Annotated in this window: 10 protein-coding genes; 7 read left to right on the top strand and 3 right to left on the bottom strand. The window is 64.6% G+C overall.

What is annotated here, in order from left to right; all coding sequences use genetic code 11:
• Window positions 1-12 precede the first annotated feature (12 nt).
• From LDO54_RS25315 to LDO54_RS25330, 4 genes are all read left to right on the top strand, one after another.
• Window positions 13-801, top strand: a complete 789-nt coding sequence (locus LDO54_RS25315) for a metallophosphoesterase (RefSeq protein WP_224013412.1) — start codon at window positions 13-15, stop codon at window positions 799-801.
• Between the two features lie 139 nt (window positions 802-940).
• Window positions 941-4,216, top strand: a complete 3,276-nt coding sequence (locus LDO54_RS25320; protein WP_224013413.1) for an efflux RND transporter permease subunit — start codon at window positions 941-943, stop codon at window positions 4,214-4,216.
• Window positions 4,217-4,282: 66 nt separating this feature from the next.
• Window positions 4,283-5,491, top strand: a complete 1,209-nt coding sequence (locus tag LDO54_RS25325; RefSeq protein ID WP_224013414.1) for an efflux RND transporter periplasmic adaptor subunit — start codon at window positions 4,283-4,285, stop codon at window positions 5,489-5,491.
• Window positions 5,488-6,963, top strand: a complete 1,476-nt coding sequence (locus LDO54_RS25330; protein ID WP_224013415.1) for an efflux transporter outer membrane subunit — start codon at window positions 5,488-5,490, stop codon at window positions 6,961-6,963. Before LDO54_RS25325 ends, LDO54_RS25330 begins: the two co-directional genes overlap by 4 nt.
• Window positions 6,964-6,974: 11 nt before the next feature.
• Here LDO54_RS25330 and LDO54_RS25335 read toward each other — a convergent pair whose 3' ends face one another.
• The 3 genes from LDO54_RS25335 to LDO54_RS25345 form a co-directional block, all read right to left on the bottom strand.
• Window positions 6,975-8,450, bottom strand: a complete 1,476-nt coding sequence (locus LDO54_RS25335) for a heavy metal sensor histidine kinase (protein ID WP_224013416.1) — start codon at window positions 8,448-8,450, stop codon at window positions 6,975-6,977.
• The gene (locus LDO54_RS25340) at window positions 8,450-9,127 is read right to left on the bottom strand and encodes a heavy metal response regulator transcription factor (protein WP_224013417.1); all 678 of its coding nucleotides are present in this window, start codon (window positions 9,125-9,127) and stop codon (window positions 8,450-8,452) included. The genes LDO54_RS25335 and LDO54_RS25340 overlap by 1 nt, the downstream gene beginning before the upstream one ends.
• Window positions 9,128-9,280: 153 nt before the next feature.
• Window positions 9,281-9,571, bottom strand: a complete 291-nt coding sequence (locus tag LDO54_RS25345) for a DUF4148 domain-containing protein (protein ID WP_224013418.1) — start codon at window positions 9,569-9,571, stop codon at window positions 9,281-9,283.
• A 323-nt stretch (window positions 9,572-9,894) separates the two neighbouring features.
• On the opposite strand from LDO54_RS25345, the gene LDO54_RS25350 reads away from it, so the two are divergent.
• The 3 genes from LDO54_RS25350 (at window position 9,895) to LDO54_RS25360 (ending at window position 14,027) form a co-directional block, all read left to right on the top strand.
• Window positions 9,895-10,398, top strand: coding sequence for a sigma-70 family RNA polymerase sigma factor (locus LDO54_RS25350; RefSeq protein WP_224013419.1), 504 nt, complete (start codon window positions 9,895-9,897; stop codon window positions 10,396-10,398).
• A gap of 12 nt (window positions 10,399-10,410) precedes the next feature.
• Window positions 10,411-11,424 (top strand): FecR domain-containing protein, encoded by a 1,014-nt coding sequence (locus tag LDO54_RS25355; RefSeq protein WP_224013420.1) that lies wholly within the window; start codon window positions 10,411-10,413, stop codon window positions 11,422-11,424.
• Window positions 11,425-11,564: 140 nt separating this feature from the next.
• Window positions 11,565-14,027 carry a TonB-dependent siderophore receptor gene (locus tag LDO54_RS25360; RefSeq protein ID WP_224013421.1) on the top strand — a complete coding sequence of 821 codons (2,463 nt, stop codon included), beginning with the start codon at window positions 11,565-11,567 and terminating at the stop codon, window positions 14,025-14,027.
• Window positions 14,028-14,041 lie beyond the last annotated feature (14 nt).

Here is a 14,041-nt window from a genome sequence, read left to right on the forward strand (position 1 = left end):
GGCAGGCCCCTTATGCGTATTCAGATCGCTTCCGATCTGCACCTCGACGCGCTCGATGCGCGCTTTGCCGAGGCGCCCCCTTTTCCGCCCGCCCCGGACGCCGACGTGCTCGTGCTCGCCGGCGACATTCATCGCGGCACACACGCCATCGACACCTTCGCGAACTGGCCCGTGCCGGTGGTCTACGTCAGCGGCAACCACGAAGCCTATGGCGGCGCGTGGCCCGACGTGACCGCCGCGCTGCACGCGAAGGCCGAAGGCACGTCGATCCACTTTCTGGAGCGCAGCGCGGCCGTGATCGGCAACGTGCGTTTTCTGGGCTGCTGCCTGTGGACCGATTACGCGCTCTACGGCAATCGCGCGCGCGACATGCAATATGCGCTCGACACCAATTCGGATCACAGCGCGATCACGCTCGACGGCCGCGCGCCATTCAGCCCCGCTGACGCCTTGCTCGAACATCAGCGTTCGGTGGCCTGGCTCGTGCGCGAACTGGCGACGCCATTCAAGGGCAAAACGATCGTGGTCACGCATCACGGCATTTCGCCCGATTCGATTCACGACCGCTTCGCCACACATCCCGACAATCCCGCCTTTCTCAGCGATCTGCGTTATTTGCTGCCCTACGCGGATCTCTGGATTCACGGCCACGTGCACGATTCGTTCGACTATCGCGCGAATGGCGCGCGCGTCGTGACCAATCCGCGCGGCTATCCGCTCAATGCCGGCGAGGCGCATCGCGCCGGCGAACTGGTCTGGGAAAACCGCGCCTTCGATCCGCTGCGCACCCTCGAGGTCTGATCCGCCTCGCCACATGACGATTTTGTAATCCGACGGTCACCCTGCGGCAAAGCCCCCGACGTCAGACTGCCGACTTCTGCCCGCATTGCGCGCGCGTTGTCCTGCACGCCGCGCGCGCTCACCGTCAAACAGGTTCGTCATGTGGATTGTCCGGCTCGCCCTGCGCCGCCCTTATACGTTCGCCGTTCTCGCGATTCTCATTCTGATCGCGGGACCGCTCGCGATTCTGCGCACGCCCACCGATATCTTTCCGAACATCGATATTCCGGTGGTCAGCATCGTCTGGTCGTATAACGGCTTTTCGGCGCAGGACATGGCGCAGCGCATCACTTCGAATTACGAACGCGCGCTGACTTCCGATGTGGACGATATCGAGCATATCGAATCGCAATCGCTGAACGGCGTGTCGGTCATCAAGGTGTTCTTTCATCCGGGCGCCGATATCAATCGCGCCATCGCGCAGGCCGCGAGCAATTCGGCGTCGATTCTGCGCGTGCTGCCGCCCGGCACGCTGCCGCCGAACATCATCACCTATAACGCCTCGACGGTGCCGATCCTGCAACTGGGCCTGTCGAGCGCCACGCTCGCCGAACAGCAGCTTTACGACCTCGGCAACAGCTTCATCCGCACGCAGCTCGCGACGGTGCAAGGCGCGTCGGTGCCGCTGCCGTTCGGCGGCAAGGTACGCCAGATCGTGGTCGATATCGACCCGCACGCGTTGCAGGCGAAAGGTCTCGCGCCGCTCGACGTGGTGAATGCGATCAACGCGCAGAACCTGATCTTGCCGGGCGGCACCGCGAAAATCGGCGCGCGCGAATACAACGTGCAAATGAACGGCAGCACCGACAGCATCGCCGCGCTCAACAATCTGCCGATCAAGACCGTGAATGGCAGCGTGATTTATGTGCGCGATGTTGCTCACGTGCGCGACGGCTACGCGCCGCAAACCAATATCGTGCGCAGCGACGGCAAGCGCGCGGCGCTGCTCACGGTCGAAAAGACCGGCAGTACCTCCACGCTCACGATCATCGATCAGGTGCGCGCGCTGCTGCCGCATATCGCCGCGGGCCTGCCGAAAGCGCTGAAGATCACGCCGCTCGGCGACCAGTCGGTATTCGTGAAGGCCGCGATTGGCGGCGTGGTGCGCGAAGCGCTGATCGCCGCCGCGCTCACCGCGCTGATGATCCTGCTGTTTCTCGGCAGCTGGCGCGCGACGCTCATCATCGCCGTGTCGATTCCGCTCGCGGTGCTCACGTCGATACTCGCGCTTTCCGCGCTCGGCCAGACCATCAACATCATGACGCTCGGCGGCCTCGCGCTGGCCGTGGGTATCCTCGTGGACGACGCGACGGTCGCCATCGAAAACATCACGCATCACCTCGAAAACGGCGAACCGCTCTACGACGCCATTCTCAATGGCTCGGGCGAAATCGCCGTGCCGACATTCGTTTCCACGCTGTCGATCTGCATCGTATTCGCGCCGATGTTTCTGCTCACCGGCGTCGCGCATTATCTGTTCGTGCCGATGGCGGAAGCGGTGATATTCGCCATGTGCGCGTCGTATTTCTTTTCGCGCACGGTGGTGCCCACGCTCGCGCTCTATTTGCTCAAGCAACGTGCGCCGGGCAAGACGCGCGCAAATGCGTTCGTCACGCGCATCACGCAATTTCAGGCCGCGTTTGAAGCCCGTTTCGAAGCGTTGCGTTTGCGCTATCGCGCAGCGCTCGTAGGCGCCATCGCCAATCGCCGCCGCTTTATTCCGGTCTTTCTCGGCTGTTGTTTCGCCTCGCTCGCACTGCTCGCCTTCACGGGCCGCGACTTCTTTCCGAGCGTCGATACCGGCGAAATCCGCCTGCATCTGCGCGCGCCCACCGGCACGCGAATCGAACAAACCGCGCGTCTCACCGACGAAGTGGAAGCGCACATTCGCAGCGTGATTCCCGCCGCCGATCAGGGCGCGATCCTCGACAATATCGGCGTGCCCGTCAGCGGCATCAATCTCACTTACGATTCCTCGGACCCGATCGGCACCGAAGACGCGGACGTGATGGTGTCGCTCAAACCAGGCCATCGACCGACTGCGCAATACGTCGCGCAATTGCGCGCGGCGCTGCCGAAGGCGTTTCCCGGCGTGACCTTCGCGTTCCTGCCCGCCGACATCGTGAGCCAGATTCTCAACTTCGGCTTGCCCGCGCCGATCGATATTCAAATCGTCGGCAACAAGCTCGCGGCGAATCGCGTCGTCGCCAACGATCTGCTCACGAAGCTGCGCGGCGTGCACGGTCTCGTCGATGCGCGCCTGCAGCAACCGGGCGACGCACCCGCCATCAATGTCGACGTGGATCGCACCAAGGCGATGCAATCGGGCCTCCTGCAACGCGACGTCGCGCAGAATCTGCTGATCGCGCTTTCGGGCAGCTCGCAGACCACGCCGAATTTCTGGCTCGATCCGAAGAACGGCGTGAGCTATCCGCTGCTGGTGATGATGCCGCAGTACGACGTGAATTCGCTGCAAGCGCTCGCGAATCTGCCGCTCACCGGTTCGAGCGCGAGCAACGTGAACGGCCCGCAAAACGCGGCGCAAAATGCGAACGGCGCGCCGCCCGTGCAGAATCTGCTCGGCTCGCTCGGCAGCTTTACGCGCGCCACGCAGCAGGCCGTGGTCTCGCATTACAACGTGCAGCCCGTGCTCGATATTTTCGGCTCGGTGCAGGGCCGCGATCTCGGCGGCGTGGCGAACGATGTGGCCGCCATCGTGCACAGCGAGGAAGCCAAGCTGCCGCCCGGTTCGTCCATCGTGATTCGCGGCCAGGTCCAGGCCATGCACGAAGCTTTCTCAGGCCTCCTGACCGGTCTCGTGTTCGCCGTCGCGCTCGTCTATTTGCTGATGGTCGTGAACTTCCAGTCGTGGCTCGATCCGCTCATCATCCTGAGCGGCCTGCCCGCCTCGCTCGCGGGCATCGCGTGGATGCTGTTCGCCACCGACACGACGATCAGCGTGCCCGCGCTCACCGGCACGATCCTCTGCATCGGCATCGCCACCGCGAATAGCATTCTGGTAATCACCGCCGCGCGCGAGCGTCTGGCCGAAGGGCTCTCGCCCGCCGACGCCGCCGAACAAGCGGGCTTCACGCGCTTTCGCCCGGTGATGATGACCGCGCTCGCAATGCTGATCGGCATGTTGCCGATGGCGCTCGGGCTCGGCGACGGCGGCGAGCAGAACGCGCCGCTCGGCCGCGCCGTGATCGGCGGGCTCGCGTGCGGCACGCTGTCCACGCTGATGTTCGTGCCGGTGGTGTTCAGCATCGTGCATGGCTGGCTCGCCCGCCGCAAGGCGCGCGCCGAAGCGCGGGACGCTGAGCAAGCGCAGGACGCCGCCGCGCTCGACGTGCAAGCCGCCGACGCCGACCAATAACACCACGCGCTTCGCATTCCGCACTTAGCACCTGGCGCTTCCCTCTCTCTCGCTCGATTCACGATCATGAACGACATCGACCAATCACCCGAAAGCGGCACGCATGCCAAACGCCGCTCGCGCTCGTACGCCCTGCCCTTGCTCGCCGCGCTCGCGCTTGCGCTGCTCGCGGCGGGCGTGGTGCCGCGGCTGCGCGCGAGCCAGGCGCTCGCCGCGCAAACGGACACGCAGAACACGCTCACCGTTTCCGTGGTGCAGCCGAAGCACGCACCCGCGAGCGAAGACCTCGCGCTGCCCGGCGCCGCCACGCCTTACGCCGATGCCGCGATTTACGCGCGCACGAGCGGCTATATCGCGCACTGGTACACCGACATCGGCACGCACGTGAAGGCGGGCCAGGTGCTCGCCGATATCGCCGCGCCCGATCTCGACGCGCAACTGCGCGCCGCGCGCGCCGACGAAGTCTCCGCGCAAGCCGCGTATGCGTATGCGAAAACGACCGCCGCGCGCTGGCAAACCATGCTGCAAAGCCAGTCGGTCGCGCAGCAGGACGCCGACGCCAAGACCAGCGACATGCAGACGAAACAGGCCGCGCTCGCGGCCGCGCAAGCGAACGTCGCGCGCCTGACGCAACTGGTCTCGTATGAAAAAGTCACCGCGCCGTTCGACGGCGTGATCACGTCGCGCGACGTGGACGTGGGCGCGCTGGTCACCGCGGGCGGCACGCCGGGCACGCCCACGGCCGCGAACGAGTTGTTCCATCTTTCGCAAACGCAGACCTTGCGTGTGTTCGTGGATGTGCCGCAAGACGACGCCGCGAGCATCACGCCCGCCACGCAGGCGTGGCTCACGACGCAGCAATATCCTGGACGGCATTTCAACGCGCGCGTCGCGCGCACGGCGGGCGCGCTCGATCCCGTGAGCCGCACGTTGCGCGTGGAAATCGACGTCGACAATGCGGACGGCGCGCTGCTGCCGGGCGGCTACGTGCAGGCGCATCTCGCGCTCACGACCGCGACGCCCGCGCTCGACATTCCCGTGAGCGCGCTGCTGTTCCGTCCCGATGGCGTGTCCGTCGCCACCGTCGATGCGAGCGGCAAAGTGCACATCAAGCTCGTGCATCTGGGCCGCGATTTCGGCACGCATGTGGAAATCACTTCGGGTCTCGCCGACACCGATCGCGTGATCGACAATCCCGGCGACAGCATCACGAACGGCGAAGCGGTCAGCATCGCCACTTCTTCGCCTGGCGCGGGAGCGAAGCAATCATCATGAGTCTCTGCATGCTGCCCAAACGCGCGCTCGCTGCTGCGCTAACCTCGACCGTGATCGCCGCGCTGGCCGCGTGCTCGACGGTCGCGCCGTATCAGCCGCCCAAGGTCGAAGTGCCCGCGCATTTCGCGGGTTCGTCCGACGCGTCGGTGAACAAATCGGCGCAAGAATCGGCACAAAAATCGGCGTGGCAGGTCGCGACACCCGCCGACGCCACGCCGCGCGGCGCGTGGTGGACCGTTTTCAACGACACGGAATTGAATACGCTCGAAGCGCGTATCGACGTGTCGAATCAAAGCGTGCGCAAGGCGCTCGCGAATCTGAATCAGGCGCGCGCGTTGACCGATTATCAGCGCGCGGGCTTTCTGCCGACCATTACGGCGGGCGTCGCGCAGGACCGCTATCGCACGTCCGCGAACAAGCAGGGTTCGTCGCTCGCGGGCAAGACGATTCCCGACTACGCCGTGGGCGTATCGGCCACATGGGAACCCGATGTGTTCGGCCGCATTCGCGACGAAGTCACCAGCGCGAGCGCGAACGCCCAGGCCAGCGCGGCCGATCTCGAATCCGTGCGGCTGGCGATGAGCGCGCAACTCGCGGTCGATTATTTCGACCTGCGTTCGCTCGACGCGCAAAAGCAATTGCTCGATGCGAGCGTGCAGGCGTATGCGGACGCATTGCGCATCGTGCAGAATCAGCAGCGCAATGGCGCGATCGATGCTTCCGCGGTCGCGCAGGCGCAAGCGCAGCTCGACAGCACGCGCACGCAGGCCCGCGATATCGACGTGAACCGCGCGCAACTCGAACACGCGATGGCCACGCTGATCGGCGAACCGGCTTCGATATTCTCGCTGCCTGCCGCGCAAACGCGTTTCACGCTGCCGACCATTCCGCCGGGCCTGCCCTCGCAATTGATCGAGCGGCGTCCCGACATTGCCGCCGCCGAACGGCGCGTCGCCGCCGCCAATGCGCAGATCGGCGCGGCGCATGCAGCGTTCTTTCCCAATCTCGTGTTGAGCGCGACGGCAGGTCTCGAAAGCTCGTTTTTCGCGCCGTGGCTCAGCGCGCCGAGTCTGTTCTGGTCGATCGGTCCGCAACTCGTCGGCACGCTTTTCGATGGCGGCAAGCGCACGGCGACCTTGCATGGCGCGACCGCGCAATACGACGGCACAGTGGCCGATTATCGGCAAGCCGTGCTCGTCGCGTTCGAACAGGTGGAGAACAATCTCTCCGCGCTACAGGCGCTCGCCGACGAATCGCTGACGCAGCAACGCGCCGCACAAGCCGCACAGCAGGCCTTGCAACTGACGACGAATCGCTTCAATGCGGGCGCGGTCAGTTATCTCGACGTGGTCACGTCGCAGACGATTGCACTCACGAACGAACGCGACGCAGTGGTGATCGAAGGACGAAGAATGGATGCCTGCGTGCGATTGATTCAGGCGCTGGGCGGCACGTGGAGCGCTACGGAATAAAGCGCGGCCATTCAGACAGCGTCGCGCGTGAAGCGGAGAATGAAGCGCGTGCTGCGTGCGTCGCTTTCCGCGCGCACGTTGCCGCCGTGCAACTCCATCACCGTGCGCACGATAGCGAGCCCGAGTCCGGCGGACGCGCCCGCGCCCATCGCTTCGGGCGCGCTCGTGCGCGAAGGATCGGCGCGATAGAAGCGCTCGAAAATACGTTCGAGATGTTCAGGCGGAATCGGCGTACCGGGATTCTCGACCACCACTTCGAGCGCGTCGGCAGACGGCGTGGCCGTCAACGCGATCGTGCCGCCCGTCGGCGTATAGCGCAGCGCGTTCGCGATCAGATTGCTCAAGGCGCGGCGAAACAGTTCGACGTCGGCGTTCAAGGTGCCGCTGCCGTCGACGCGAATCGCCAGCCCCGCCTCTTCCGCCAGCCCTTCGAAATAGCCCGCAATACGTTCGAGTTCGTCGTACACGTCGAAAGTACGGCGGCGGGTTTCGAAGCGCGGATGCTCCGCGCGCGCGAGAAAAATGACGTTCTCGATCATGCGCGAAAGTCGTTCGCATTCCTCCAGATTCGAAGCGAGCACCGTTTGATATTCCTCTTCGGGACGCGGCCGCGCGAGCGCGATTTCCGTCGCGCCGCGAATATTGCTCAGCGGCGTGCGCATGTCGTGCGCGAGATCGGCGGTGAATTGCGAAAGACGCTGAAACCCCGCGTGCAAACGTTCGAGCATGGCGTTCAGCGACGCCACCAGCGTCGCCAGTTCACCAGGCAGGTGCTTCACGCGGATTGGCTGATCGAGCCGGTACGCGTTGACCTCGCGTGCCTGATCGGCGATCTGGCGCAGCGGCCGCAGCGCGAGACTAATCCACGCGTAGCTGCCGAGCAGCACGACGAGCGTACCCACGCTGCCCGCGAAGCCGAGCGTGTCGCGATATGAATCGAGCAGGCTCAGCGGTCCGCGCATATCGCGCGCGATCGCCACACGCACAGTCGCGCCGTCGCGCAGCGTCACGTCGAACGCGACGCTGCGCAGTGGCACGCCGCGCGCGCTGCGCCATTCGCGAATCGCGCTATCGGTAATACGCGCGTCGGGCGCAAGCACGAGCGCGCCCGCATGCGCGGGCGACAGATCGACATCGGCGGCCGTGACGGCGTTGTGGAGCGGTGTGGGCGGTTCGTCGAAGGTCTCGCCTTCGTCGTGCGCGGCGAGCTGACGGCCTTGCGCATCGACGACCTGCATGGCGAGCGCGGGATTGCCGAGCACGGCGCTGGAGAGCCGCTGCGCGTGCGCGAGCGCGTCCTGCGCGGTGCCGAGTTCGACCGCGAGACGGCGCACGTGGCGCGCGGCGAGCACCACGTCCTGATCGTCGTGTTTGCGCACCTGTTGCGCGAGCGCGAGATAGAGATACCAGCCCACGCAGACGAACACCGCGAGCGTGGTGGCGCTGAACGCCACCGCGAGCGTGACCGCGAGCGAGCGGCGCGCCATCAGTCGGCGTCCTTTTCTTCCATCACGTAGCCCACGCCGCGCACCGTGTGGATCAGCTTGTTCGGATACCCTTCGTCGATTTTCGCGCGCAAGCGGCGAATGGCGACTTCGACCACGTTGGTGTCGCTGTCGAAATTCATGTCCCAGACGAACGAGGCAATTTGCGTGCGGCTCAGCACTTCGCCCTGGCGGCGTGCGAGCAGTTGCAGCAAGGAGAATTCGCGCGGCGTGAGATCGATGCGTGTGGTGCCGCGCTTCACGCGGCGGCGAATCACGTCGATTTCCAGGTCGGCGATGCGCATGCTTTCCGCTTCGCGTGGCGGCCCTCGGCGCGCCAGCGTGCGCACGCGCGCGAGCAATTCCACGAAGGCGAAGGGCTTGACGAGGTAATCGTCGCCGCCGAGTTCGAGGCCTTGCACGCGGTCGGCCACATCGTCGCGCGCGGTGAGAAACAGCACCGGCGTGGGCTTGCTCGCGCGCAGGCGCTTGAGCACGGCCCAGCCGTCGAGCACCGGCAGCATCACGTCGAGCACGATCACGTCGTACTCCTCCTCCTGCGCGAGCAGCAGCCCCTGAGCGCCGTCGGTCGCGAGGTCCACGCTGCAGCCCGATTCCTCCAGGCCTTTTTTGACGTAGGCGCCCGTCTTGGGCTCGTCTTCGATAACGAGGACTCGCATAGCTTTTCTCCCGCTTTATTCCGCCTCCCTGATGGCGCGATTCTACCGGGTTCGCGCGCGCATGGCGGTCAAGCGGATAACGGCCGCATTACATTTTCGACATATTCGCCCGCCCGCGGATAAAGACCGCGAATGGCGAATTATCGTGGCGCTTCAATGGTGTTCGTAAATCGCTTTGACGGCCATCGGCGCGGCGGATGCGCCCGACTCCGAATAGCTCGCGGACGTCATGCCATATCCGCTGTCGTTTTGCGTATATGCCTGAGCGCGGATTGCCGGGTCGGGATAGCGCGTATTGGACGGATGCAGCGTGCCGTCATGTTCGGCCTGAACGATTTGCGCCTTGACCTCGGCACGCGAGACCGGGTCGTGCGATTGGGCGAACACCACGCTCGGCAGCATGGCGGCGGCAACGATCATCGAAACAAACAATTTGGCTTTCATGGATTCATCCTCGAATAAGAGCAATCGAATTGACTGCGGGGTAATGACGAGTCCATTTTGTGTTTGGCTGCCTTAAGAGAACATGAAAACGCGCAGAGATAACGAATTGGTAATCCAGCGGTTATGTGCGTGCAATTTCGCTTATTCCGCACTCAATGCCCATCTAACTCTCAAAATAAAGGGTCAGCTAAAGCGTCGATGCAAACCGAGTTTTCGAGAACAATTCTCATTTACTTTTGCGAAGCCGGCGTGTAAGCTACGCGACAGAATTGGTCACCCAACCCCTTACTCGCCCGCCACGCGAATCGCCCGTGTAAAGACGCATGAACGCCCTTCCGCCCACCGTGCACCTCAAAATCGAAGCGCTCTATCGGGCGCATCACGGGTGGCTGCACGGCTGGCTGCGGCGCAAGCTCGGTTGCGCGCATCGCGCGAGCGATCTCGCGCACGACACGTTCACGCGCCTGCTCGATCGCGAGGAGCCGATCGAAGCACGCGAGCCGCGCGCGTTTCTCACCACCGTCGCGCAGCGTGTGCTTTATAACCACTGGCGTCGCGAGCAGGTCGAACGCGCGTATCTCGACGCGCTCGCGCACGTGCCCGAAGCGCTCGCGCCATCGCCCGAAGAACAGGCGCTGCTGCTCGAAACGCTCTGCGAAATCGACAAGCTGCTCGACGGCCTGCCCGTCATCGTCAAGCGTGCGTTTTTGCTCGCGCAACTCGATGGCGCGACGCATGCGGAAATCGCCGAGTCGCTCGATATTTCGCTGGCCACCGTGAAGCGCTATCTGGCGAAGGCCGCCGCGCAGTGCTTTTTCGCGCTCTGAGCGGAGCGCACGGTGAATGTCACTCCGCCCAATGTGGCGCCCGAAGTCGCGCATCGCGCCGTGGAATGGTGGCTCGATCTGAGCAGCGGCAGCGTGACGCCGTCACAGCGCGCCGACTTCGACGCGTGGCGCGCAGCGCATGCCGATCACGAACGCGCCTGGCAGCATATCGAAGCTGTTTCCCGACGCTTTCAATCGATTGGCGATAGCGGCGCCGCGAATGCCGCGCGCGCGGCGCTCACGCGTGCCAAGGCGACGACGCGCAACGGCGCGGGACCGGCCTCGCGTCATCGTCGCGCGGGCATCAAGGCGCTCGCCGTGCTGCTGTTCGCGGGCGGCGCGACGTGGAGCGCGCGCCATCGCTCGGCGTGGCCCGGCTGGACCGCCGATCTGCACACGGCCACCGGCGAAGTGCGCACGCTCACGCTCGCCGACGGCACCACACTCACGCTCGATACCGCCACGGCCGTCGACCTGCGCTTCACGCCGGACGAACGGCGCATCGTGCTTCGGCGCGGCGCGATCATGGTCGCGACCGGCCATCGCGATGGACCCGCGCCACGGCCCTTCGTGGTGGAAACCGCGCAAGGCACGGCCACGCCCATCGGCACCCGCTTTTCGGTGCGCCAGGCGCGCGACGCCACGCAACTCGCCGTGTTCGAAGGCGCCGTGCGCGTGGTGCCGAACGCCGCGCCGTCGGCCGCGCAAACGCTCAACGCGGGCGAACGCGTGCAATTCACGGCCGATGCCGTGCTCGCGAAAGAAGCCGTTTCGAATGCAGCGGCCGCGTGGACGAAAGGCATGCTCGTCGCGAGCAATCAGCGTCTGGACGATCTGCTCGACGAACTCGCGCGTTATCGCGAAGGCATCGTGCATTGCGATCAGCGCGTGGCTTCGCTGCGTGTTTCCGGCACCTATCTGCTCGCCGACACCGACCTCGTCCTCGAAACGCTCACACGTGCGTTGCCGCTGCGCGTGGATTACCTGACGCGCTTCTGGGTCACCGTGGGCCCCGCTCGCGCGTGACGATGCGCACCGCGCGCTCATTTCCCCACGCTATTTCAGCACGATAAAAAATTTCGAAAAAAGCTGAGCTGTTTTCGAATCTCGCGGGACAAGCCCAATGAGAGCACTTCTTCATCGGACTTTTTCCAGGCTTCACGACCATGCATTCACCTCATCACGCCGAGGCGGCACCCGCCTTGCGTCAGCGCCACTGGATCGGCATCGCGGCGCTCGCCCTCTTTGCGATCAGCGCGACGACGCCCGCACTCGCCGCCGCGAATGCAAACGACACCGCACAACAGGCCTCGGCGCGGCAAACCTATGACATCGCCGCGGGACCGCTCGACGCGGCGTTGAATCAATTCGGCCAGCAGGCCGGCGTGATGATTGCGTATCCGGGCGCACTCGCGGCGAATCGCACGAGCGCGGGACTGCATGGCGAATATGGCGTGGCGGAAGGCCTCGCGCGCATTCTGCGCAACACGGGTCTCTCGGCGAACGCACAAGCGAACGGCAGCTTCACGCTGACCGAAGACCCCACGAATACCGATCTCGACGATCGCGCGGTGCTGCCCGCCGTGAAAGTGGGCGCGTCGACGATCAAGGCCGGCAGTTATCGCGCGCCCGCCGAAGCGAATATCACGCGCTCGGACACGCCCGTGCTCGACACGGCGCAGGCGATCAACGTGGTGCCCGCGCAGGTGCTGCGCGATCAGCGTCCGCGCAATCTCGACGACGCGCTCGCGAACGTGAGCGGCATCGTGCAGGGCAACACGCTCGCGGGCACGCAGGACACGCTGCTCAAGCGCGGCTTCGGCGGCAATCGCGATGGCTCGATCATGGAAAACGGCATGCCGCTCGTGCAGGGCCGCGCGCTGAACGACGCCGTGGACAGCGTGGAAGTGCTCAAGGGGCCGACGTCGCTGCTCTACGGCATCATGGACCCGGGCGGCGTGGTCAACGTGGTCAGCAAGCAGCCCATGCTCACGCCGTATCATGCGATTTCGGTGCTCGGCTCCACGTATGGACATGGCCGCAACGGCGGCGGCGCGACGCTCGACACCACCGGTCCGATCGGCGATACGGGTCTCGCTTATCGCCTCGTGCTCGATCAGGTTAACGAACAATACTGGCGCAATTTCGGCGAGCATCGCGAGACGCTGGTCGCGCCTTCGGTCGCGTGGTATGGCCGCGATACGCAGGTCGTGCTTTCGTATCAGTACCGCAAATTCCTCTACCCGTTCGATCGCGGCACGGCGCTCGATCCGAAGACCAATGCGCCGCTGGCGATCTCCGCGCGCGAGCGTCTCGACGAACCGTTCAACGAAATGCGCGGCGAGTCGCATCTCGCGCAATTGCTCGTCGATCACCAGATCGATCCGAACTGGAAGGTTCATTTCGGCTATAGCTATAACCGCGAAACCTACGATGCAAACCAGTTGCGCGTGCAGGGCGTGAACAGCACGACGGGCGTGCTGTCACGCAGCAACGACGCGACCCACGGCGCGGTCAGCACCGACAGTTACGGCATCGCTTACGTCGACGGCCACTTCGATATCGCGGGTCTGCGGAACGATCTTCAGGTCGGCGTCGACGACGAATATCGGCGTATTTATCGCGCGGATCTGCTGCGCCAGGCCACGCAATATACGTTCAATTATTTCAGTCCGGTTTATGGGCGCGAGAGCCCGTCGAGCACGGTATCCGCGAGTGACAGCGATCAGACCGACACGCTGCACGACACCTCCGTGTTTCTGCAGGACAGCCTGCATCTGACCAGCAAGTGGATACTCGTGGGCGGCGCGCGATTTATTTCGTATAACCAGGTAGCGGGCAAAGGTCGTCCGTTCAAGGCGAATACCGATCTGAGCGGCACCAAATGGCTGCCGCGCGCGGGCGTGATCTACAAGTGGACCGAGAATTTCTCGCTCTACGGCAGCTATACGCAGTCGCTCAAGCCGACTTCGACGATCGCGCCGCTGAGCACGGGCGTGGTGATCGATTCGTCGGTGCGGCCCGAGGAAGCCACGTCGTGGGAACTCGGCGCGAAGATCGCCATGCCCGCCGGTCTCACCGGCACGCTCGCGCTGTTCAACATCGACAAATCGAATGTGCTGGTCTCGCAGTACAACGACACGACCAAGGAAACCGACTGGCGCACCTCGGGCAAGGCGCGTTCGCGCGGCGTGGAGCTCGACGTGTCCGGGCAGATCGGCGAGCACTGGAGCGTGATCGCGAGCTACGCGTATATCGACGCGAAAACCACCGAAGACCCCGAATACGCGGGCAACCGGCTCTGGAACGTCGCGCAGAATACGGCGTCGCTCGCGGCGGTCTACGACTTCGGCGCACTGTTCGGCGGCGACCAGTTGCGCGTGGGCGCAGGCGCGCATTACGTGGGCGCGCGCCCCGGCGACTCCGCCAACAGCTTCACGCTGCCCGCCTACACGGTCGCCGACGCGTTCGCCACCTACGACACGAAATGGGGCGGCCATCGCGTCTCGTTTCAGTTGAACGTGAAGAACCTCTTCAACAAGACCTATTACCCGTCGAGCGCGAACCGCTATTTCGTCGCGGTCGGCGACGCACGCCAGGTCTCGCTGCTCTCCACTTTCGAATTCTGATGCGCACACGAACC

This window comes from Paraburkholderia tropica, assembly GCF_914484835.1.
Taxonomy (GTDB): Bacteria; Pseudomonadota; Gammaproteobacteria; order Burkholderiales; family Burkholderiaceae; genus Paraburkholderia; species Paraburkholderia tropica_A.